This window comes from Pseudomonas lactucae (assembly GCF_016937615.1).
Taxonomy (GTDB): domain Bacteria; phylum Pseudomonadota; class Gammaproteobacteria; order Pseudomonadales; family Pseudomonadaceae; genus Aquipseudomonas; species Aquipseudomonas lactucae.
This window is the reverse complement of the sequence record NZ_JAFHKI010000027.1, coordinates 25429-48508: the sequence shown is the minus strand read 5'-3', so window position 1 is coordinate 48508 and position 23080 is coordinate 25429. Positions and strand designations below refer to the sequence as shown.

Sequence of the window (23080 nt, the reverse complement as noted above, 5' to 3'; positions counted from 1 at the left end):
TGCCGGGTTCCGCTTTTGGGCACTGCCCCGTCAAGGAAGAAAGCACCTCAATCACAGGAATATCTTCCATGCCGCGCCACTTCAAGCGTTCTCCCCTGCCCCTCGCCCTGGCGATCAACCTGGCCAGCCTTGCTGCGCTGAGCCTGGGCCTGTGCGGCCCGGCGACCGCGCAAGAGGCGGCGCGTTATGCCATCGCCGCAGGGCCGCTCGGTCCGGCGCTGAACCTGTTTGCGCAGCAGGCCCACGTGGCGTTACTGTTCGACAGCAACACGGTCGCCGGTTTGAGCACCGCCGGCCTGCGCGGTGACTTCCCGATCAACCAGGGCTTTGCCCAACTGCTGAGCGGCACTGGCTTGCAGGCGGTACAAGGCGCCAACGGCTATGTGCTGGTGCCGGTCAACACCAGCGGCTCGCTGGAACTGGGGCCGACGTCGATCACGGGCCTCACCGAAGAGCGCAGCGCCGAGCACCTCAAAGGCTACGTGGCCACGCGCAACCTGAGCGCGACCAAGACCGACACGCCGATCATCGAAACCCCGCAATCGCTGTCGGTGGTCACCAGTGACGAGATCCGCGACCGGCAATCGGAAACCCTCTCGCAAACCCTCGACCTGACGCCGGGTTTTACCAGCCAGCCGACCAGTTTCAACCGCACCTCGGACCGCTTCCGCATTCGCGGTTTCGATGTAGAGTCGGCCACCGGTGGCTCGCTGCGCGATGGCTTGCGCCTGCAGAACAACTCGTACGACGGCGTGCAGGAACCCTATGGCCTGGAGCGCGCCGAAGTGATTCGTGGCGCGGCGTCGGTGCTGTACGGGCAACTGTCGCCCGGCGGGTTGATCAACACCGTGAGCAAACGCCCCAGTCAGACGCATTACCATGAACTCAACCTGCAGGCCGGGCAGAATAACCGCAAGCAACTGTCCGCCGACTTCACTGGCCCGTTAGGCGACAGCGAAACCTTGAGCTACCGCCTGACCCTGCTCGACCGCAAGAGCGACACCGCCGCCGACCATATCCGGAACGACAAGGTCTATGTCGCGCCGGCCCTGACCTGGCGGCCCGACGACGACACCTCACTGACGCTGCTGTCGTTCTACCAGAAGACCGAAACCGGCTTCTCCGCGCCCCTGCCCTATCAACTGACCAAGGGCGTGGGCAGCGGCCGGTTCCAGATCGGCCGCCATGACTTTATCGGCGAACCGGACTACGACGAAATGAACGGCGAGATGTCGGCGCTGGGCTACGAGTTCGAGCACCGTTTCGATGAGCACACGCGCATCAACCACAAATTGCGTTACTACCAGTCGGACGTGACCTGGCGTTACCTGCAGGTCAACACCGCCGGCAACAACATCGCCACCGCGCAGACCACCGGCCTGCTGCGCCGTCAATACAGCGACCGCGAAGAACGCTCACGGGGCCTGGCCAGCGACACCAACATCGAAAGCACATGGCAGTTCGGCGATTGGCAGCACACCTTCCTGCTGGGCTTCGATGGCTACGACACCACCTACGACTCGCATAACTTTCGCGGCAATGCGCCGTCGTTGAACCTGGCGACCTATCAATATGGCCAGCCAGTGGTGGTCAACACAAACCCCGCCACCGACCGTGGCTCGCAGATCGACACCCTGCAAAAAGGCATTTATTTCCAGGACCAGATCAAGTTCGACGAACACTGGATCCTGCTGCTCGGCGGCCGTCACGACTGGGCCGACCAGCATACCGAACTGTTCCGCAACGGGGCCGACAGCGGCAAAAGCGATGAAGCCACCACCTGGCGTGCCGGCCTGGTGTACAAGGCCGACAATGGCCTGGCGCCCTATATCAGCTACAGCGAGTCGTTCTTTCCGGTGGCCGGCACAGATAAGGCGGGGGCGAGCTTTGTTCCGACCGAAGGCAAGCAATATGAAATCGGTATCCGCTATCAGCCCGAAGGCAGCGCCACGCTGTTGAGTGCGGCGGTTTACCAGTTGGAGCAGCGCAACGTGCTGAGCCAGGACCGCACCGATATCAACTTCTCGGTGCAGGTCGGCGAGGTGCGCTCGCGTGGTTTGGAACTGGAAGCCAAGACCGAAGTCACGCCCAACCTCAGCCTGATCGCGTCCTACGCCTACATCGACGCGCGTATCACACAAAGCGATATCGCCAGCGAAATCGGCCAACGCAGTGAAGACACGCCCTACCACCAAGCCGCGCTCTGGGCCGACTACCGCCTGGCGGCACTAGGCGTACCGCAACTGCGCATCGGCGGCGGTGCGCGCTACAAGGGCACGACCCAGGCCTCCGGCGTGCCCTCCGCGATGCCCGCCTACACCCTGTATGACGCCCGTGCCAGTTATGAGATCGACGAACATTGGGAGGTCGCGGTCAATGCCAACAACGTCACCAACAAGCGCTATACCTACTGCGAGTTTGCGATTTGCCGGTATGGCGATGAGCGGCAACTGGTCAGTTCGTTGACCTACCGCTGGTAATCGGGCTGGCGCAAACACCGTTAATCATCAATAGCCCAAATAATAAAGGCGCTCCGAAGAGCGCCTTTATTCATCGCGGCATTACTGCTCGCTGATGGATTTCACCTCAGCCTTGGCCGCCCCCCCAATCGCGATGCGCTTGGGCTTCGCTTCCTCCGGTACAACCCTGAGCAGATCAATGCTCAGCAAGCCGTTGGACAGCTGCGCGCCCTGCACTTCGATGTGGTCGACCAGACGGAACGACAGGCGGAACGCGCGCTGGGCGATCCCCTGGTGCAGGTAGGTGATGTTTTCATCGTGTTCACGCTTGCCGCCGGCGACGGTCAACACACCTTTCTCCACCTGGATCTCCAGGTCATCCTCCACCAGGCCGGCAGCCGCGATGACGATCCGGTAATGATCGTCGCCGTGCTTTTCGACGTTGTGAGGGGGATACGTGGTACCGGCCTCGCTGCGAAGCGCCGATTCGAAAAGGTCGTTGAACCGGTCAAAGCCTACGGAATGACGGAACAGTGGGGCCAAAGAAAGCGTAGTAGCCATTGCAAAATCTCCTGAGTTTTCTCCAAGTGATTTGATACGCGACCCGGATTCGGCATCGCGTAAAACCTAAGTAGGTTCAGGGGAAAAAATTTCAAGCGGCGCACCCAAAAAATTTTCTAGAGGGCTACTCCGCGGTCTCCGCCACGCCCTGATCCTCCCCCAGAAACCCGCCACTTTGGTGATGCCACAGCCGCGCATACACCCCGTTTCTCGCCAGCAGTTCAGTGTGGGTGCCTTGTTCGATGATGCAGCCGTTGTCCATGACGATCAGCCTGTCCATGGCCGCAATCGTCGACAACCGATGGGCAATGGCGATCACGGTCTTGCCTTGCATCATGTCATCGAGGCTTTCCTGGATGGCGACTTCGACTTCCGAGTCCAGCGCGCTGGTAGCCTCGTCCAACAGCAGGATCGGCGCATTTTTGAGCATGACCCGCGCAATCGCGACGCGTTGCCGCTGGCCGCCCGACAGCTTGATACCGCGCTCGCCCACCAGGGTGTCGTAGCCGCTATGGCCTTGCTTGTCGCTCAGTTGGCTGATGAACCCATCGGCCTGGGCATTGGCGGCGGCGCGGCGGATCTGTTCGTCGGTCGCATCGGGGCGGCCATAGGCGATGTTGTCGCCAATGGAGCGGTGCAGCAGGGACGTGTCCTGAGTGACCATGCCGATGGCGCTGCGCAGGCTGTCCTGGGTGACGTGCGCGATGTTTTGCCCATCGATATAAATCGCGCCCTTGTCCACGTCATAGAAGCGCAACAGCAGGTTGATGAGCGTGGATTTCCCGGCGCCGGAGCGCCCCACCAGCCCGATCTTTTCGCCTGGGCGAATGCTCAGGCTCAGGCCGTCGAGCACCTGGCGTTCGCCGTTGTAATTGAAACTCACGTTGTCGAAGGTCACCGCACCGCCCGTGGTCACCAGCACGCCGGCATCCGGCGCATCCTGTACCTTGGGGCCGCGGGCCAGGGTTTCCATACCGTCCTGCACTGTGCCGATGTTCTCGAACAAGGCGGTCATCTGCCACATGATCCAGTGCGACATGCCGTTGATGCGCAACGCCATGGCAATGATCGCCGCCACGGCACCGGTGCGACTTCGCCCTGGTGCCACATCCACAGGGCATAACCGCCTGCGCCCATGATCAACCCGACCACCAGCGCCTGGTTGACGATCTCGAATTGGCTGACCAGGCGCATCTGGCGAAAGCCGGTCTGCTTGAAATCCTCCATCGCCGCGCGGGCGAAATGGGCTTCACGTTTGGAGTGGGAGAACAGCTTCACCGTGGTGATGTTGGTGTAGGCATCCGAGATGCGCCCGGTCATCGACGAGCGCGCATTGGCCTGCTCCTGGCCGACCTTGCCAAGACGCGGCACGAAGTACCCCATGGCAAGGCCGAACAACGCCAGCCACGCAATGAACGGCAGCATCAGCTTGGGATCGAAACCGCCGGCCAGTGTGATGATCGCGATGAAGTAAACACCGATGCCGGGGGCGATCTCGATCAGGGTGAACAATACCTCGCGCACGGACAGCGCGGTCTGCATCACCTTGGTCGTGACCCGGCCAGAAAATTCATCGGAGAAAAACGAAAGGCTTTGTCGCAGCATCAGCCGGTGAAAATCCCAGCGCAGGCGCAACGGCAGGTTAATCGCCAATACCTGATGCTGCACCATCGTACGCAACGCCACCAACCCGATACTCGTCACCAGTACGATGCCAATGCCCCACAACACCCGACTTTCCTGCCCGGCCGCTTCGCCGCCGGCCTGCCAGGTCGACAGCAGGTCCACCACTTGCCCGAGAAAAGAAAACAGCCAGGCTTCGTAGATCGACACAACGGCACTGAGCAAGGCAAGCGCGAGGACATAACCGCGCGCACCGCGTGTGCAGGCCCACAGGAACCGCGCCAGCCCCTCAGGCGGCGGCGGTGCTTCGTCGGGCGGGAAAGGGTCGAGCCGTCGTTCAAATAGGCCAAGCATGGAGCTCTCCAAAACAATCCAGTTGAGAGATTCTGGCATTTAACGGCGGCGTTGAGGGTTTTGCGAGGGGGATGTGTAGGCAGACCCGACTGCCGAAAGCGTTTTGGATCACACATCACAGTCTTCGACTTGAAAATAGAACCCAGCCCAGCAAGAGGGGTCTGCTCCTTTATCAGAATTCCGGAATATATCGAATGTCCGCGCAAAATAGCCTAGTGATACTTGCTCGGGGAGGCTATGCCGCCCGGGGAATGCTTTATTTGATCATCGGTATCTTCGCATTGCTGGCAGCGCGGGATTCGACGAAACCGAAAGACAGTCACAAGAGCCTGGAAGCACTGCTAAGCCAACCATTTGGCTATTTTCTAGTGGGGCTTGTGGTGGCGGGTCTGCTCGCATTTGCGGCTTGGCGCATCCTGCAAGCAACGCGTGATGTCGATCATCACGGCAAAGAGCTCAAAGGCCTGGTGATTCGCGCGGGTCTGTTGGCGGGCGGTGTGGTCAATGGCGCTCTGGCGCTCTTTGCATTGGGCCTGCTCATCAGCGGCATTAGACGTTCGAGTGATTCCGGTGGGCAGGCTAAAGACTGGCTGGCGCATGTCTTGTCTTGGGATCACTCGAATGTGATGGTGTACCTGATCGCGCTCGTTCCGCTGGGCGTAGGGATTGCTCACATCATCAAGGGTGGGAAGGCGTCGTTCGAGAAATATTTTGAGGCCGATGAAGACGTCATGCAGTACGTCCGTCCCGTGTCCCGATTCGGCCTGGTTGCCCGTGGGGTGGTTTTTCTAGAGATTGCGGTGCTGTTGGCAATCAGCGGTTCCACTTATAAAGCGATGGATCCACCTGGTATGAAGGAAGCACTGAACGCGCTCCAAAATCTACCCGCTGGTTGGTTGATTTTGATGGTGATGGCATTAGGGCTGATTGCGTTCTCGGTTTACAGCTTCTCTGAAGCCTTCTGGCGCAAAATCAACATGGACGTGCCAGGAATACCGAGACCGTAGGGCGCCAGCAATCACTGAAGAAGCCAGTTCGGTTCACGTAACGATTCAGCTCGCGCGCGGGGGAATAGAGCAGCTCTCGGTTGATCTGGTCAACGGTTCCAACACGGCACTTGTTCGACATTTGCAAATTACGCTGTACGTCTTTGTGCTGAGTCAAATCCCAAGCAAAAAAAAACCTGCATCGCTGCAGGCTTTTCCCTATCTGGCTCCACGACCTGGACTCGAACCAGGGACCCAATGATTAACAGTCATTTGCTCTACCAACTGAGCTATCGCGGAATGCGCCGTATGTTACTGATTAAAAAGGATAAGTCAAGCACCCTTCGGCATTTTACCGTTCAAGCCGGATGACTGGTTGGAAGCAGCTGCTCCTTGGCCAGCTCCAGCCAGGCCAGTGCGGCCGGTGGCAGGTGTGCGCTGGCGCGCCAGGCCAGGGCGATGTGCCAGTCGGTGTGGGGCTCGTCCAGGGGGATCAGGGCGATACCTGCGTGTTGGTGCTTGTGGGCCAGCATGCGGGGCAGAAAGGCAACGCCGAGCCCGGCCGACACCAGGTCAACGATAAAGTCGATTTGCCCGCTGCGGGCGGTGACTCGCGGGCTGACGCCCTTGCGCTCGCAGGCGGCGAGGATCTTGGCGTTGAGCGCAAAGCCGGCTTCGAAAAGGATGAAGGGCGAATCCGCCAGGTCGGTGAAATCGATCCGCGGGCGCCGGGCAAGAGGGTGGCTCATGGGCAGCACGGCCATCAGTGGTTCGTTGCGCACCGGCTGGTAATCAAAGCCTTCATCCGTCGGCAACAACAGCGCCGCCAGGTCAACCTCCCCCGCTTCCAGGCATTCGCGCAGTTTTTTGCTGCCGTACTCGGTCAGTTCGATCTCGATATCCGGGTAGCGGCTGCGGTAAGTGGCGAACATCGGCGCAAACAGCACGCCACAGCCCACCGGCGGCAGTCCGATACGCAACACGCCGCGCTTCAAGCCGCGCAGTTCGTTGATCTCGGCGAACAGATCATTCTGTTCGGCAAGCAATACCAGGGCACGCCGGTAGGTAATTTCGCCGGCAGCTGTCAGTTCGTTACGGTGACCGAGACGATTGAGCAGCGGCGTACCCAGTTCATCCTCCAGGGTCTTGACGGCCTTGCTCACCGAGGATTGAGTCAACGACACCACTTCGGCCGCCTGGGAGAAACCACCCTGGCGCACCACTTCGACAAAGGCCAATAATGTCCGCAGGTTCATCGGTATTCCCTTGGCGACTGGATGCTAGTGATAAAAGTTGTTTTTATCATGCCAGATATTTGCCTATCTTTGAGCCACCCTTGCCCTGCCGAGACCCCATCCATGATTATTTCGTCCGCCGCCGATTACCGCGCCGCCGCCCAGCGTAAGCTGCCGCGCTTCCTGTTCGACTACATCGATGGCGGTGCCTACGCCGAACACACCTTGCGTGCGAACAGTTCGGACCTGGCCGATATCAGCCTGCGCCAGCGCATCCTGCGCAATGTCGACAACCTGAGCCTCAAGACCACCTTGTTCGGTCAGGAACTCGCCATGCCAGTGGTTCTCAGCCCGGTGGGCCTGACCGGCATGTACGCGCGACGTGGCGAAGTGCAAGCGGCGAAGGCGGCGGCGGCCCAAGGCATTGCGTTTTGCCTGTCAACGGTTTCGGTGTGCCCGATTGAAGAAGTGGCTTCGCAAAGCCCACAGTCGATCTGGTTCCAGTTGTATGTGCTCAAGGACCGCGGTTTCATGCGCAATGCGCTGGAACGCGCCCAGGCCGCCGGCGTGACCACGTTGGTGTTTACCGTGGACATGCCCACGCCTGGCGCGCGCTACCGCGATGCTCATTCGGGGATGTCCGGTCCTTACGCGGCGCAGCGGCGCATGCTGCAAGCTATCACCAAGCCGCAATGGGCGTTCGATGTGGGCTTGATGGGGCGCCCGCACGACTTGGGCAATATCTCCAAATACCTCGGCAAACCTACCCACCTGGCAGACTATATCGGCTGGCTGGCGAACAACTTCGACCCATCGATCAGTTGGAAGGACCTGGAGTGGATCCGCGAATTCTGGAAAGGCCCGATGATCATCAAGGGCATTCTCGATCCCCAGGATGCCAAGGACGCGGTGAGTTTCGGCGCCGATGGCATCGTGGTGTCCAACCATGGCGGCCGGCAACTGGATGGCGTGCTGTCCACCGCGAAGGCGTTGCCGCCGATCGCCGAGGCGGTGGGTGATGACCTGGCGGTATTGGTGGACTCCGGCATTCGTTCCGGGCTGGACGTGGTGCGCATGCTCGCCCTGGGCGCCAAAGCCTGCCTGCTGGGCCGAGCGCCCTCCTACGCACTGGCCGCCGACGGCCAACGCGGCGTGGAGAACTTGCTGGATATCTTTGCCAAGGAAATGCGCGTGGCAATGACGCTGACCGGTGTGACATCAATTGATCAGATTGATCACACCACACTGGTCCAAACAGCCAAATAACTGACGTCGGTATTGCCCGACCATTGTTTAATTTAAAAACGGTCGATTGATTTATAAGGTGTTTTTTATTCGAAACGATTTGGCATGAATCTCGCTCTAACACTGTTCAAGCAGGTTAAGCGATGACAAGACGTATGGCGGTGCCTTGGGGTTATAACCCGTTACAAAGCGGTCTAAACTGTTTCTAATGTTTTATGGAACTGAGGGAACAGTAAGACGCTTGGTACCCGCCACACCCATCGAGCCTGTAAGACACTCATGTGCTCAGAGGGCCGATTGTTTATGAAAACACCTACCCAGACTCACGCAATCGACTTCGACAGCGCAAAATTACAACGCCTGGGCTTTGGCCAACCGGCGGCGATCCCTCACCGTCCAACCACCGCCACACAACTTCGCCAGCAGTTGGGACAGCAATTACAGACAAGCCTGGAGCCTGAGCGCATCCTGGCCGTGTTTTTCCGGGAGGTCCAACGCCTGGTGCCGCTGGACGCCCTCCATTACCGTCATATCACCAGCGATCTGCGCCTGGAACTCGGCCAGCGCGGCCACCACTCGGTAAGCTACAGCCTGAGCCATGAAGGCGAGCATTTGGGTGAGCTGATCTTCCGCCGCAACCAACGCCTGACAGAAGAAGAACTCAGCCATCTCGAATTGTTGCTCGCGACCTTGCTCTACCCGATGCGCAACGCCTTGCTTTACCGCGCCGCCACCCGCAGTGCCCTGCGTGACCCATTGACCGAAACCGGCAATCGCGTTGCGATGGACCAGACGCTGCAACGGGAAATCGATATGGCGCGGCGCCACCTGAGCCCGCTGTCGCTGTTGATGCTGGACATCGACCACTTCAAGAACATCAATGACACCTATGGTCACGCCGCAGGCGATAACGTGTTGCGCACCGTCGCCACAGCGATCAAGAGCCAGTTGCGCAATGTGGACATGGTATTTCGGTTCGGCGGGGAAGAGTTTCTGATCCTGCTGTCCAACACCAGCCGGGAAGCGGCGGCAATGGTCGGCGAACGCCTGCGCCAAGCGGCGCATACCCAGGATTACTGGGCCGAGGGTGAGCGGATAGCGTTGACGGTGAGCCTGGGTTGCTCGACCTTGCTGGCGGCCGAATCGGCCGAGAGCCTGTTACGCCGTGCCGACAACGCCTTGTACGTGGCCAAGCGCGAAGGCGCAATCGCCTGGCGATGGCGGGCTGACCCCGCCACCGCCATCGTCACATCAGGCCTCGCTGGCCACGCGCAGCGGGCGCTCACGCGTTACCACAGGCGCTTGTTCTTTCTCCAGGCGCATACAGCTTTCCAGGAACAGGTACATGTAGTCATAGCTCTTGCACACGGCCTGGCGCAGCTCTTCCTGCAGGGTTTTGCTCGGGCTCATCCCCGCAAGGGTGCAGATGATTTCCAGGGCTTCCCACGGATGGGCATCGTCATACTGGGCATGCATCTTCAGCCACTTCATTGCACGCTTGCGCTCTTCCTCGGGGAACGCCGCCGCGTAGACACCGGTGGAGCACACCACCGCGGACCACTCCCCGGTTGCCCCCTCGATCGCATAGTTGGTCGCCGCAATCGCGACGATCAGCGAATCGGCCGAACTGGTATGCCAGCACCAATGACTCAGCGCATGCAGTTCCGGCGGTACGTCCTGTGCTTGCAGCTCGGCCAGGCTGACACCGTGAGCGCGCGCCCAATGCACCCAATAGTCGGCGTGGTTGAGTTCCACCCGAATATTGCGCATCAGCCAACGTCGCGCCATGTCCTCGCCCGGATGGCGGGCAAATTTGGTCTTGGTGAGATTCTGTGCCATGTACAAGGCAAACTGCTCGACCACAGGCCAGCCACCGATCAGGTAGTGGCGCATGGTCCTGGCACTGAGCGTGTTGTCGCGCATGCGCTGATACAGTTCGTGTTCGACAACGCGGCGCTTGCTCTCGCTACAGGCCTGGATCAAATGCTGCGCCCAGGCGGGGTAACTCGATGCTTCCATAAGCGGGCCGGTTCTGTTGAATGTGTCGATCACTGTAAGGCTCCTTTTTAAGTGTGATTGTACAGACCAGCAAATGTTTCAGCGGAATGTGCCGGGCGCCTTGAACAGCAGAGGCTGCGGCCGCACAGGTCGACACTGCAAGCTATCAAAGGTAAACAATTGCGGTCGTTCAATCAGGTAGCCCTGAGCGTAATCCACGCCAATCTCAAATAACGCCTGTTCGATTTGCGGGGTTTCAACAAACTCGGCAATTGTGCGCTTACCCATGACGTGGCCGATGTGGTTGATCACTTCGACCATCGCGCGGTTAATCGGGTCGTCCAGCATATCCTTTACGAAACTTCCATCGATCTTCAGGAAGTCTACAGGTAAATGTTTCAGATACGCGAATGAGGACATTCCGGCGCAAAAATCGTCGAGGGAAAAATGGCAGCCTAAGGCCTTGAGTTCATTAATAAATCGAATGGCGCTGCCTAAATTCGCAATAGCGCTTGTCTCGGTTATTTCAAAACAAATCATTTCCGGAGGTATGCGGTAACTGTTGAATTTGTCTCGTAAAAAGCCGAGAAAATCGTCATCGCCAATGGTTATACCTGACAGATTAATCGCACACATCGCCATAGGCCGGGCCGGTCGCTCATGCATGCAACGCGCGATGATCTTGAACACGTTCTCGACCACCCAGCGATCCAGCGACGTCATCAGGCCATAACGTTCAGCCGCCGGGATAAAACTGTCGGGCAGGATAATTCGGCCGGCCTCATCGTGCAGGCGCAGCAGGATTTCAATATGCCCACTGCCAGCTTCGGTGTGACCCAAGGACGCGATTTCCTGGGCGTACAGGCAAAACCGGTTTTCCTCCAACGCCATGTGCAAGCGCTGCACCCAGGCCATCTCGCCGAAACGCACGGACAGCTCGGAATCGTCGGAATGGTAGACCTGCACACGGTTGCGCCCCTTCTCCTTGGCCATGTAGCACGCCATATCGGCTGCACGCAGCGAGCTTTCGAGCGTGGTCGGGGTATTGGAGATATGCACCAGGCCGATGCTCACCGTGGTCATGAACGGTCGACCTTTCCACACAAAATGCAGGCTTTGCACGGTATGGCGCAGGCTCTCGGCGATTTTTTCCGCCGTGGGGGCCGGACAATTTTCCAGCAGGATACCGAACTCGTCACCTCCCAGGCGCGCCAGGGTGTCACCTTCGCGCAAGTCCGATTGCAACAGCGCGCAGATATGACGCAACAACTCGTCGCCCGCCGCATGACCGCAGGTGTCGTTGACCAGTTTGAACTGATCCAGGTCGAGAAACATCAACGCATGCCGCTCGCCCTGATGCCGGGCCGGATTCAGCACCTGCTCCAGGCGATATTCGAATTCTCGGCGGTTGGCCAGGCCCGTCAGCGCGTCATGCGTCGCCTGCCACGACAGGTTGGCAATATATTGGCGCTCCTGGGTCATGTCATGCAGTACCAGCACGGCACCACTGACCTTGCCGGCGCTACGGATCGGGGCGCGACGAGCGTCACCGAGACCGTGCTGCCGTCCACGCGCTGGATGGTTTTGGAATGCTCACTGCCACCACGCAGCCGGCCTTTGACGATGTGTTCGATCAGCGTCAACCCGTCGGGCTGGGCATCGTCGTCCAGCAGGTTGAACAAGGCTGCCAAGGGCAAGCCTTGAGCCTGAACCGATTTCCAGTGGGTCAGTGCCTCGGCGGCGGGGTTCATATAGGTAATGGCGCCATCGACGTCGTGGTGATCACCCCGTCGCCAATCGACTCCAGGGTGATCTGTGCCCGCTCCTTCTCGTCTTTCAAGGCCTCGGCAAACGCATGGCGCTGAGCCAGCAACTTGCGCGTACGCAGCAGCGCCAGCACGATCAGGCCCAGGGCCGTCGCCAGGTTGGTGATCAACAGCAACCGCAGGATCATGCGCGAGCCTTCGCCCAACGCATCGCTGAAGGCTTTGGCCGCCGGTGTCACGCCCTCGTTGATCGCGGTGATATGCGTCTTCCATTGCTTTACATCGTTGGCGCTGACCTGGTCGCGCTGGATCGCGCTGTGCATTTCCTGAGCGAGGGTATCCAATTGCACCAGGTAACCATCGCCTACGGTCCACAGCTCGATGGCTTTTTCCAGGTAACTGAAATGACGGAAGTTGAGGTACAGCCAGATCAGGCTGGACACGTCATCGGGGTGGTTACCGCCCTTTAGGATACCCAGGCGCGCGGCGCCAAGGTCCGGGATGGGGCGATCCAGGGCAACGCGCAGTTCATGCCCGCCCTGGGGCACGGCAATGGCCTGCTGGTATTTGAGGTAGGTGGTCTGGTCGCGATTATCGGCGTAGAGCGTCAGGTAGTAGATGGCGTCCTTCTGGCCCTTGGACCACAGGCTTTCGCCCGCCACGTAGCCACGCACCGCCGAGAGTACGTAGAGACTGACACAGCCCAACAATGCCTGGAACAGCACCACGGCGATAAAGGGCCACACAATGCCGAGTAGTCGAGGCGTTCCGAGAGTCCGCTTTTGCTTCATGAAGTCCCTTGCACATGCACAGCTGGATACGCACGCAAACACCTACTTTCAAAAGCACAGCCCAGGCTATATCAACATCAACGTACTTGCTGCAAGTGCCCATAAAGCTTGGCGTACAGGCCTCCGTCTGCGATCAACTGTTGATGATCACCGTCCTCGGCAATGTGACCACCGTCGAACACTAAAACTCGATCAGCTTGTTTTACCGCCGACAAACGGTGAGCAATGATCAGTGTAGTACGGCCGCTGAGAAACCGCGCCAGCGCCTGATGCAGGTTGTACTCCGTCGCGGCGTCCAAGGCGGACGTGGCTTCATCGAGGATCACCACCTTCGGCTCGGCCAGTACCATGCGCGCAATCGCCAACCGTTGACGCTGCCCGCCGGAAAAGCGCACCCCGGAACGCCCCACCACGCTGTCCAACCCCAGGGGCAATGCCCTGACGGTAGCATCCAGCTGGGCAATTTCCAACGCCTGCCAACAGGCTTGATCACTGCGCTCGCGGCCCATGGTCAGGTTGGCGCGCACGGTGTCGTTGAACAGTGCCGGGTGCTGCAGCACCACCGCGACCTGTTCGCGGATGGTTTCCAGGCCGATCTCCTGCTGAGTCGCACCACCGAACCGAATACTGCCGGCCTGTGGGGTGTAGAGCCCGAGCAACAATTGCACCAGGGTGCTTTTGCCGCCGCCGCTGGCGCCGACAATCGCCACTTTCTCGCCGGGCGCGATCGCCAGGTTCAGCTGGTTGAGCACCAGGTCCTCACCATAGCCAAAGTTCAGGCCGCGCACTTCGATGCCGACGGTTTCATGCCCGGTGAACGGGTCGGCGCCGCCGGGGTATTGCGGTTCGTCGGCGCGCGCCAGCAACTCGTTGATCCGCGTCAGCGCCCCGCCCGCGGCGTAGTAGGCGTATTGCAGGTTCAACAATTGCTCCACCGGGCCGATCATGAACCACAGGTAACTGAACACCGCGAGCATCTGGCCGATGGACAGGTCGGAAAACAGCACCGTGAGCATTGCCGCCGCACGGAAGATGTCGATACCGAATTGGAACAGCAACCCGCTGGCACGGCTGGAAGCGTCGGTTTTCCACTGCGAGTGGATCGCATAGTCACGCACTTCCTGAGCGCGCTGGCCCAGGCGCCCGAGAAAGAAACCCTGGCGATTGCCGGCGCGCACTTCCTGGATAGCGTCGAGGGTTTCGGTCAGTGCCTGGGTGAAGCGCGAGGTGCTGTCGTTTTCCAACTTCTTGAGGTGCTTGACGCGCTTGCCCAACTGGACCGTGGCGTAGATCACCAGTGGGTTGAACAGCAGGATCAGCAACGCCAGTTGCCAATGCATCCACACCAGAATCGCCGAGGTGCCGACCAGGGTCAGCATGGCCACCAGGAAACGGCTGAGGGTTTCGCCGACGAACTTGTCCAGGGTGTCCAGGTCGGTGACCAGGTGCGTGGTAACAGTACCGCTGCCCAGGCTTTCGTATTCGCCGAGCGAGATGCGCTTGAGCCGCTCGATCAGGCGTACGCGGATGCGGTACACAATGTCCTTGGCCAGGCGCGCAAACAGCCGCGCCTGCACGACGTTGAACACCAGCGCGCCGCAGCGCAGGCATAACGTCACCAGCAGCATCAGGCCGATGTAACCGGCGGCTTTCTGCCAACCCAGGGGCAACGCGTGGTTCATCACCTTGAGCGCGGCATCGCCACGGCCCAGCAGCACCTCGTCCACCAGCAGTGGCAACAACAACGGGATAGGCACACTGCACAGGGTCGCCAGCACGGCGACGCCATTGGCGATCCACAGGGATTTCCTGTGACGCAGGGCCAGCCGGCGAATTTCCGCCCAGGTCAGGCGATCGGTGCGTTTGTTCGGTTCATACACAGGCGGCTCGCTCCAGCCATCGGCCCAATAAAGGCGACAGCTCGGCCAGCGGCTGGTAACCATTGGTCAACAAGGCCAACTGGCCCTTGCGTTCGGCGAGCAGGGTCGGAAACCCGGCGATGCCCAGATCCTGCACCCACGTGAAATCGGCGGCCGTCGCGGCATGCTGTTCGGCACGGTCGAATTCGCCGGCAAACTCGATGCGCGGGATGCCCGCCTGCTCGGCCAACTCCACCAGCACGCTGGCGAGGGTCACGTCGCGGCCCTCGACATAAAACGCATGCTGGATCAGCCCCAGCAGTTTCCATGCGCAATCCGGCGCCAGGTTGCGCGCGGTGACAATGGCGCGGCACGCCGGCTCGGTGTCATAGACAAACCCGTCGGGCAACGCGCCCTCGCGCTTGAACGGCTGGCCAGTGGCTTCGGTGACGGCCTGCCAATGCTCCAGGATATAGCGCCGCGTGGTCGGTTCCAGTGCCGCGCCGCTGCCGGTGCGCAAACCGCCCACCACCAGGTGCACGTCTACGCCGGCGGCCTGGGCCTGCTCGACTAACGCCTGCGCCACCGGGGCAAAGCCCCAGCACCAGGAACACATCGGGTCCATTACATAGAGCAGGCGCGCGGACATGGGTCAGACCTCGGAAGGGGTTTGCTTGTAGTTGAAGCCAATCGGGTGCGGCATATTGCGGGCCTTGGCCAGTTCAATCTGCTTTTGCCGGTCGATGGCGCTGCGACGGGTTTTCTCCGGCAGCTTATCCCAGCAATGCGGGCAACTGATGCCGGCCACGTAGTGCTCGGATGCGCGGTCTTCTACGCTTACGGGTGTGCGGCAGGCATGACATTGATCGTAGTCGCCTTCGCTCAAGTCGTGGCGCACGGTCACGCGATTGTCAAAAACAAAGCAGTCGCCTTGCCACTTGGTTTCTTCCTGAGGCACCTCTTCGAGGTACTTCAGGATCCCGCCTTTAAGGTGGTAGACCTCATCGAAGCCTTCGCTGAGCATATAGCTCGAGGCTTTCTCACAACGGATGCCGCCAGTGCAGAACATGGCGACTTTCTTGTGCTTGCTCGGGTCGAAGTGGGCTTTGATGTAGTCGGGAAATTCGCGAAAGCTGGTGGTTTGCGGGTCGATTGCGCCTTCAAATGTGCCGATCGACACTTCGTAGTCGTTGCGCGTGTCGATCAACAGTACTTCGGGGTCGCTGATCAGCGCGTTCCAGTCCTTGGGCTCGACGTAGGTGCCAACCTTTTTATTCGGGTCCACGCCCTCGACACCCAGGGTCACGATCTCTTTCTTGAGCTTGACCTTGGTGCGGTAGAACGGCTGGTCGTCGCAGTACGATTCTTTATGGTCGATGTCGACCATGCGTGGGTCGTTCTTCAGCCAGGCCATCAGGCCATCGATGCCTTCGCGGCTGCCGGACACGGTGCCGTTGATGCCTTCTTCGGCGATCAGCAAGGTGCCTTTGATGCCATTGTCGACCATCGCCTGCAGCAAGGGCTCGCGCAGGGCGACGTAATCTTCGAGGGTGACGAACTTATACAGTGCCGCCACGACAATCGGTTGAGTCATGGGTGTTCTCTCCAGGTGGCTACCCTCGTAAGGGGTGAACCGGATTGGGGCAGTTGCGAGTTTCAAGCTGCAAGCTGCAAGTAAAAACGAAAGCAAAAAAAACGCGCCGACTAGGCGGCGCGTGGGGATTCTAACAAAAACGCAGAGGCAAGCGCGCTTCAATCTTGCAGCTTGAAACTTGAAGCTTGCAACTGCTGTCAGTGCCCTCCGGCGCAGGTCGGCGAAGCCGGGGCTGCGTCGATTGTCGCCCATTCTTCGGGCGTGTAGGTATGCAACGCCAGCGCATGAAACTCGCTCATCAGGTCGCCCAGGGTCGCATAGACCTTCTGGTGACGCTTGACGCGGTTGAGCCCCTCGAACTGCCGGCTGACCAGCACGGCCTTGAAGTGGGTCTGCAACCCGCGGCTGTGCATGTGGCTTTCATCCAGCACGCTCAAGTGATCCGGGCTCAGGGCGGCGAGTGCCGTTTCGATACGCTGTTGCATGGTCATTGCTGCTTACTTCTTCTTGGCCGGTGCGGCGGCTTTCGGCGCCAGTTCGTTGGTCATGTCTTCCAACAGTTTGTTGACCACCGGCACGGCGCTTTCCAGCTTGGCCTGGGTCATCTGGGCCGATTGCTGGGTCAGCTGCGGCATTTTTTCCAGGACTTTCTTGCCCAGCGGCGACTGGTAGAAAGCAACCAGGTCCTTGAGCTCGGATTCGCTGAAATTGGTGGTGTAGAGCTTGACCATGTCCGGCTTGAGCTTCGGCCAACCGATGGCCTGGTCCAGGGCGGCGTTGGCCTTGGCCTGGTAGCTGTCGAGTACCGACTGCTTGGCGGCAGGCGCCTTGGTCTGTTCGAAGCGCTGGGCGAACATTTGTTGCACTTGCATGTACACCGGGGTACCCAGCTTGTCGGCATGGGCCAGGGTCAGGAAGGCTTCGGCACTGGCGTTGTGGCTGGCGGTATCGGCAAAAACCTGGCCGCTGGCGCACACCAGAGCAACCGCGGTACAGATGGCACGAAGACGAGTCATCGAGTTTCCTTTCTAGCTGGCGAGGTAAGACCCCAAGGGCGCCCATTCTGCGCCTAAAAAACCTCGCGGCTCAACCCCGAGCCTTGTCGGGCGCGGATTGCCCGATGAAAAGTCTTTTAGGGAACCCACCCGGCCGATCACGGCCTAAACTGCGCAAACGAACATTAAGGAGTGTGCCCGATGAGCCGTATCGAAACCGACAGCCTGGGAGAAGTGGAAGTCCCGGACGAAGCTTACTGGGGCGCCCAGACCCAACGCTCGCTGGTGAATTTCGCCATCGGTGAGCAACGCATGCCGCTCGCGGTGCTGCACGCCCTGGCTCTGATCAAAAAGGCCGCCGCACGGGTCAACGACCGTAATGGCGACCTGCCCGCCGACATCGCCCGCCTGATCGAACAGGCCGCCGACGAAGTACTCGACGGCCAGCACGACGACCAGTTCCCACTGGTGGTATGGCAGACCGGCAGCGGCACCCAGAGCAACATGAATGCCAACGAGGTGATCGCCGGCCGCGCCAACGAGTTGGCGGGCAACGAACGGGGCGGCAAGAGCCCGGTACACCCCAACGACCATGTGAACCGTTCCCAAAGTTCCAACGATTGCTTCCCTACGGCCATGAGCATCGCGGCCGTGCAGGCAGTGCATCAACGCTTGTTACCGGCGATCGCCACGCTGTCCGGCGGTTTGGCCGAGCTGGCCGCTCGGCACATGAAGCTGGTAAAGACCGGGCGCACCCACATGATGGATGCGACACCGATCACCTTCGGCCAGGAAGTGTCGGCCTTCATCGCCCAACTCGATTACGCCGAACGCGCCATTCGCAGCGCCCTGCCCGCCGTGTGCGAACTGGCCCAGGGCGGTACGGCGGTCGGCACCGGGCTCAATGCGCCGCATGGTTTTGGCGAGGCGATTGCCTCCGAGTTGGCGGCCCTCTCCGGCCTGCCCTTTGTGACGGCTCCCAATAAATTCGCCGCCCTCTCCGGCCACGAGCCGCTGGTGACGCTGCATGGCGCGCTGAAAACCCTGGCTGTGGCCCTGATGAAAATCGCCAATGACTTGCGCTTGCTGGGCTCTGGCCCGCGCGCCGGCCTGGCGGAAGTGAAGCTGCCGGCCAACGAACCAGGCAGCTCGATCATGCCGGGCAAGGTCAACCCCACCCAGTGCGAAGCGCTGTCGATGCTGGCCTGCCAGGTACTGGGCAACGACGTGACCATCGGCATGGCCGCCAGCCAAGGCCACTTGCAGTTGAACGTGTACAAACCGGTGATCATCCACAACCTGCTGGAATCGATCCGCCTGCTGGCCGACGGCTGCAACAACTTCCAGGAACACTGCATCGCCGGCCTTGAGCCCGACGCCGAGCAAATGGCTGCGCACCTGGAGCGCGGACTGATGCTGGTGACGGCACTTAACCCGCATATCGGCTACGACAAAGCGGCACAGATTGCCAAGAAAGCCTACGCCGAAGGGCTGACACTACGCGACGCGGCACTGGAGCTGGGCTACCTCACGGACGAGCAATTCGATCAGTGGGTACGCCCGCAGGACATGCTGGGCAACTAAGCCGTCACACGCAGCCGCCGGGCCTTGAGCCCGGCGAGCAGCGAGGGCGCCAACGCCACGGCCGCCGAGCCCAGCACCACCACAAACGCGCCGAAATACCCCAACGCGTTGATGTCTTCGGCCTGTACGTCATGTGGCCACAACCAGGCCGCCAGGGCCACCGCCACAAAGGTTACCAAAGGCGTGAGGGCCAGGGTCGCGCTCACCCGCGAAGCCTCCCAATGGGCCAGCGCTTCGGCAAATGCGCCGTAGGCCACCAGGGTATTCATACAACACGCCAGCAACAGCCAGCCTTGCAGCGGGCTCAGTTGCAGCGCCTCCAGCGGATGCGCCCACGGTGTGAGCAACAAGGCGCAGCTCAGGTAGATCACCATCATCACTTGCAGCGAATTCCACACCGTGAGCAATTGCTTCTGGCCCAGGGCATAGAACACCCAGACCGACGTGGCGAGCAGCACGGTGAGTACGCCAGCGGTGTAGGCACCGAAGGAAGTCAGCAGTTCGACCAGGCGCTGGTTGAAGAACAGGCCAAAACCAATGATCAGCACCACCAGTCCGATCACCTGCCCCAGGCTGAAACGCTCCTTGAACACAAAGACACTGGCAACCATCAGGAAGATGGGGCCCATCTGGATCACCAACTGTGCGGTGCCGGCGCTGAGGGTTTTAAGACCCACCAGGTACAAGACGTAATTGCCCACCAGGCCGCATACGGCCATCGCCACCAGCCAGCCACCCCTGGGGCCGAGCACCTTGCGACTGGGCAAACGCCGGGTGGCCGCAAGGTAAATAAACAGGCAACTGCCGGCCACGGTCAGGCGAAACCAGGTCACGGTGATCGGGTCCATCACCTGCAACACCTGTTTGAGCTTGACCGGCAGAATGCCCCAGAGCAGCGCGGTCAGCAGGGTCAGGCAAAAACCATAGACCCAGCGGCCGGAAGAGATGTGCATGAGTGCCCCGAAAGACCAGCGATGAAGGAACTGGCATTCTAGGGGGACCCAGGGGTGCCTTGGCGAGTGATTTTTTCGACACACCACAGATTAATCATGAGAGCTGCCGGCTTGCCTGCGCCAGCCATCAGATCCGGGCGGCAAACAGCGCCTGATGCTGGCGGCACTGCTCGGCCGTCAACATGAACACCCCATGCCCTCCCCGCTGGAACTCCAGCCAGGCGAAGTCCACCTCCGGGTAAAGCGCCTCGACGTGCACCTGGCTGTTGCCCACTTCGACAATCAGCAAACCTTTCTCGGTCAGATGGTCCGCCGCTTCGGCAAGCATGCGGCGCACCAGGTTCAAGCCGTCATCACCGCAGGCCAGGCCCAGTTCCGGTTCATGCTGGTATTCGTCCGGCATGTCGGCGAAATCCTCGGCATCCACATACGGCGGGTTGGACACGATCAGGTCGAAACGCTGGCCCGGCAGACCGTCAAAACCGTCGCCCTGCACGGTGTACACGCGCTCATCCGCGCCATGGCGCTCGATGTTCTGGTTGGCCACTTCAAGGGCTTCGAAGGACAGGTCGCCCAGCACCACTTCGGCGTCCTGGAACTCATAGGCGCAGGCGATGCCGATGCAGCCGGAGCCGGTGCACAGGTCCAGAATGCGTGCCGGCGGCTGGGCCAACCAGGGCTCGAAGCGGTTTTCGATCAGTTCGCCAATTGGCGACCGCGGGATCAGCACGCGTTTATCGACGATAAACGACATGCCGCAGAACCACGCTTCGCCTAACAGGTAAGCCGTCGGCACGCGCTCATGAATACGTCGGTGCAGCAAACGTTGAACGTGGGAAATCTCCTCTTCTTCGAGGTTGCAATCTAGATAGCTGTCGGCAATTTCCCACGGCAGATGCACAGCACCGAGCACCAATTGCCGGGCTTCGTCCCAGGCATTGTCGGTGCCATGGCCAAAAAACAGGTCCTCCCCGTGGAAACGGCTGACAGCCCAACGGATATGGTCGCGCAAAGTGCGCAGGCGGGAAGTGATCACTGGCAGACTCCTGGAAAAAACGACTGGCGATTCTAACAGCCTTCGCCTGTACCGACGACGTACGAAAATCCCCTCGCCGCACGTCGGATTTCATCCAAATTGCCATCATCGGCTTAAACGAGGCCGCCTCTTGACAGGGCTGCACGCCAGCAACGGCGTACCTTACGATAGTAGCGATTCACAGAAGCGCTCAGCCAGTGGACAATGTCGCAAAAGCCCCCCTCACAGGAGCCCCAGAATGTCCGTTCCAAAGACGATGTTTCAACTCAGCGGTCGCGGTTACGCAGCAGCCAACCTTGCCCATGCGACCCTCGTGATCATCGACGCCCAAAAGGAATACCTCAGCGGCCCACTCGCCCTTTCGGGCATGGACGCGGCGGTTGCCCGTATCAAGCAACTGGTGGCTGCGGCGCGCAACGCCGGACGCCCGATCGTGCATGTGCGCCACTTGGGCACCGTCGGTGGCCTGTTTGATCCCCAGGGCGAACGTGGCGAGTTCATTCCCGGCCTTGAGCCTGAACGTGACGAAACCATCATCGGCAAGCTGCTGCCGAGCGCCTTCCACGGCACCGGCCTGGAAAAACACCTGCAGGACCTCGGCTCCCTGGACCTGATCGTGTGCGGCTTCATGAGCCACTCCAGCGTCAGCACCACGGTGCGCGCCGCCAAAAACCTGGGCTTTCGCTGCACCCTGGTGGAAGACGCCTGCGCCACCCGCGACCTGCCTTACAAAGGCGGCATCCTGAGCGCCGAGCACGTGCAGCAGACCGAAATGGCGATCATGGCCGACAACTTCGCCACCCTCGCGCTGACCAAAGACCTGATCTGATCGTCCTTCGGATGAGCGGTGCGGCAATGTTTATTGCTCCGCTCATCCACAAAACCACCTCATTTGGCGCATTTGCCCCGGCTACCGGAACAACCTGTGTATCTTCCGGTCGAAGGGCCGATACCCTGGAGGAAAGGTCGGAATGAAGATATCCGATGGTTTTGACGCTCGTCGCTTGCGCCCCAAGGGCCCGAGCAATTGGCGTCTGCGCCTGGTGGCAGGCATTGCCGCGCTGCTGGCGATTGTAGGTCTGTTGTTGGCCGGCGCTGGTGGCGCCGGTTTGTTTGGTCATTCACCAGCCCTTGGTGAGCTGAATGCCAGCCCGGGCGGTTCGGCCCTCCTGTTGGGGATCGGCCTGTTGGTGCTGTGGACAGGTGTGTGGTTATGGCGACGTAGCCGTCGGAAAATGCGCCAGCCGCTGTCCCTGAACATCGCTTCGCACTTGATGAAAAAGCACGACTGATGGCGCCTGGATAGCGTTTCCTGCGCCCGGCTGCCGCGAATTAGGTAAACTGCCGCCCTTCGCGGAGGCCACCATGCAAGACGACGACTTTTCCCTGTTCAAAAACGAGCTGCGCGGCGTCAAGCCGATCAAGCACGACCGCGCCGACACCGGCAAACCCAAGGCCGACCGGGCACAGATTGCCAAACTGCGCCAGGCCGCGACCGTGCGCACCGACGCCACCACCGTGGATGGCCTGTCGGACCAGTTCGTGATCGATGTCGGCCCCGAAGACGAACTGATGTGGGCCCGCGACGGTGTGCAGGAAAGCCAGATGCGCAAACTCAAGCCGGCCAGATCCCCTTCGAAGGCAGCCTCGACCTGCACGGCATGACCGTGGAAAAAGCCCGGGAAACTCTGTGGGCCTTTCTCGCCGAAGCCACCAAGTTCGAAATCCGCTGCGTGCGCGTCACCCACGGCAAGGCCGTGCGGCTGGACGGCAAGCGGCCGATGATCAAGAGCCACGTCAATACCTGGCTGCGCCAGCATGCCCAGGTACTTGGCTTCACCTCCTGCCAGGCCCGCCACGGCGGCGCGGGGGCGGTGTATGTGATGCTCAAGCGGACGATGATGGAAGGGCGGGATGAGTAAATCTGGCAGAAGGCGGATTTACGAAACGTAGGAAAGCCAAACCAGAACAATCCGGCATCTCCAAGCAAGACTTACACAAGCTCAACTAAAATACAGCGAAAGCCAAGATTTCAAATTGA

16 protein-coding genes, 1 tRNA gene and 4 pseudogenes are annotated in these 23080 nt (G+C 60.3%); 8 read left to right on the top strand and 13 right to left on the bottom strand.

Annotated features, from left to right (window positions below):
* The first annotated feature begins 68 nt into the window (after positions 1 to 68).
* Complete coding sequence (locus JWR98_RS05915; protein WP_205489503.1) at positions 69 to 2480, top strand: TonB-dependent siderophore receptor; 2412 nt, start codon at positions 69 to 71, stop codon at positions 2478 to 2480.
* Between the two features lie 81 nt (positions 2481 to 2561).
* On the opposite strand, the gene JWR98_RS05910 is transcribed toward JWR98_RS05915, so the two are convergent.
* Both JWR98_RS05910 and JWR98_RS05905 read right to left on the bottom strand, forming a co-directional pair.
* Positions 2562 to 3020, bottom strand: coding sequence for an Hsp20 family protein (locus JWR98_RS05910; RefSeq protein WP_065877722.1), 459 nt, complete (start codon positions 3018 to 3020; stop codon positions 2562 to 2564).
* 124 nt (positions 3021 to 3144) lie between these two features.
* Positions 3145 to 4997: pseudogene (locus tag JWR98_RS05905) on the bottom strand (ABC transporter ATP-binding protein).
* Between the two features lie 194 nt (positions 4998 to 5191).
* On the opposite strand from JWR98_RS05905, the gene JWR98_RS05900 reads away from it, so the two are divergent.
* Complete coding sequence (locus tag JWR98_RS05900; protein ID WP_078734029.1) at positions 5192 to 6004, top strand: DUF1206 domain-containing protein; 813 nt, start codon at positions 5192 to 5194, stop codon at positions 6002 to 6004.
* 203 nt (positions 6005 to 6207) lie between these two features.
* Here JWR98_RS05900 and JWR98_RS05895 read toward each other — a convergent pair.
* A tRNA-Asn gene (locus tag JWR98_RS05895) sits at positions 6208 to 6283 on the bottom strand.
* Between the two features lie 59 nt (positions 6284 to 6342).
* A complete protein-coding gene (locus JWR98_RS05890; RefSeq protein WP_078734030.1) occupies positions 6343 to 7239 on the bottom strand; it encodes a LysR family transcriptional regulator in 897 nt (298 codons plus the stop codon).
* Positions 7240 to 7341: 102 nt separating this feature from the next.
* Between JWR98_RS05890 and lldD the strand changes: the two genes are divergently transcribed.
* Complete coding sequence (lldD, locus tag JWR98_RS05885) at positions 7342 to 8484, top strand: FMN-dependent L-lactate dehydrogenase LldD (protein ID WP_078734031.1); 1143 nt, start codon at positions 7342 to 7344, stop codon at positions 8482 to 8484.
* Positions 8485 to 8766: 282 nt separating this feature from the next.
* Positions 8767 to 9692 (top strand): annotated as a pseudogene (locus JWR98_RS05880) (GGDEF domain-containing protein).
* A 22-nt stretch (positions 9693 to 9714) separates the two neighbouring features.
* Here the strand turns inward: JWR98_RS05880 and JWR98_RS05875 are convergent.
* The 7 genes and pseudogenes from JWR98_RS05875 to JWR98_RS05845 all read right to left on the bottom strand — a co-directional run bounded on the left by JWR98_RS05875 (position 9715) and on the right by JWR98_RS05845 (position 17487).
* Positions 9715 to 10482, bottom strand: coding sequence for an iron-containing redox enzyme family protein (locus tag JWR98_RS05875; protein ID WP_225908606.1), 768 nt, complete (start codon positions 10480 to 10482; stop codon positions 9715 to 9717).
* A gap of 78 nt (positions 10483 to 10560) precedes the next feature.
* Positions 10561 to 13018 (bottom strand): annotated as a pseudogene (locus tag JWR98_RS05870) (EAL domain-containing protein).
* 77 nt (positions 13019 to 13095) lie between these two features.
* Positions 13096 to 14898, bottom strand: a complete 1803-nt coding sequence (locus JWR98_RS05865) for an ABC transporter ATP-binding protein (RefSeq protein WP_078734035.1) — start codon at positions 14896 to 14898, stop codon at positions 13096 to 13098.
* Complete coding sequence (locus tag JWR98_RS05860; RefSeq protein WP_078734036.1) at positions 14891 to 15526, bottom strand: DsbA family protein; 636 nt, start codon at positions 15524 to 15526, stop codon at positions 14891 to 14893. Before JWR98_RS05860 ends, JWR98_RS05865 begins: the two co-directional genes overlap by 8 nt.
* Before the next feature lie 3 nt (positions 15527 to 15529).
* A complete protein-coding gene (gene trhO / locus JWR98_RS05855; protein ID WP_205489502.1) occupies positions 15530 to 16471 on the bottom strand; it encodes an oxygen-dependent tRNA uridine(34) hydroxylase TrhO in 942 nt (313 codons plus the stop codon).
* A gap of 197 nt (positions 16472 to 16668) precedes the next feature.
* Positions 16669 to 16962: a BolA family protein gene (locus JWR98_RS05850; protein ID WP_078734038.1), complete on the bottom strand. Its 294-nt coding sequence runs from the start codon at positions 16960 to 16962 to the stop codon at positions 16669 to 16671.
* Between the two features lie 6 nt (positions 16963 to 16968).
* The gene (locus JWR98_RS05845; protein ID WP_003175221.1) at positions 16969 to 17487 is read right to left on the bottom strand and encodes a DUF2059 domain-containing protein; all 519 of its coding nucleotides are present in this window, start codon (positions 17485 to 17487) and stop codon (positions 16969 to 16971) included.
* Positions 17488 to 17667: 180 nt separating this feature from the next.
* Between JWR98_RS05845 and JWR98_RS05840 the strand changes: the two genes are divergently transcribed.
* Positions 17668 to 19050, top strand: coding sequence for a class II fumarate hydratase (locus JWR98_RS05840; protein ID WP_078734039.1), 1383 nt, complete (start codon positions 17668 to 17670; stop codon positions 19048 to 19050).
* On the opposite strand, the gene JWR98_RS05835 is transcribed toward JWR98_RS05840, so the two are convergent.
* Together JWR98_RS05835 and prmB are read right to left on the bottom strand one after the other, a co-directional pair.
* On the bottom strand, positions 19047 to 20003 hold the full coding sequence (locus tag JWR98_RS05835; protein ID WP_078734040.1) for a DMT family transporter: 957 nt from the start codon (positions 20001 to 20003) through the stop codon (positions 19047 to 19049). The genes JWR98_RS05840 and JWR98_RS05835 overlap by 4 nt on opposite strands.
* Positions 20004 to 20130: 127 nt before the next feature.
* Positions 20131 to 21039 (bottom strand): 50S ribosomal protein L3 N(5)-glutamine methyltransferase, encoded by a 909-nt coding sequence (prmB, locus tag JWR98_RS05830; RefSeq protein ID WP_078734041.1) that lies wholly within the window; start codon positions 21037 to 21039, stop codon positions 20131 to 20133.
* A gap of 238 nt (positions 21040 to 21277) precedes the next feature.
* On the opposite strand from prmB, the gene JWR98_RS05825 reads away from it, so the two are divergent.
* The 3 genes and pseudogenes from JWR98_RS05825 to JWR98_RS05815 all read left to right on the top strand — a co-directional run bounded on the left by JWR98_RS05825 (position 21278) and on the right by JWR98_RS05815 (position 22961).
* A complete protein-coding gene (locus JWR98_RS05825) occupies positions 21278 to 21868 on the top strand; it encodes a cysteine hydrolase family protein (protein ID WP_205489501.1) in 591 nt (196 codons plus the stop codon).
* Positions 21869 to 22010: 142 nt separating this feature from the next.
* Positions 22011 to 22331, top strand: coding sequence for a hypothetical protein (locus JWR98_RS05820; protein WP_003175226.1), 321 nt, complete (start codon positions 22011 to 22013; stop codon positions 22329 to 22331).
* Between the two features lie 73 nt (positions 22332 to 22404).
* Positions 22405 to 22961: pseudogene (locus JWR98_RS05815) on the top strand (Smr/MutS family protein).
* The last annotated feature ends 119 nt before the right edge of the window (positions 22962 to 23080 follow it).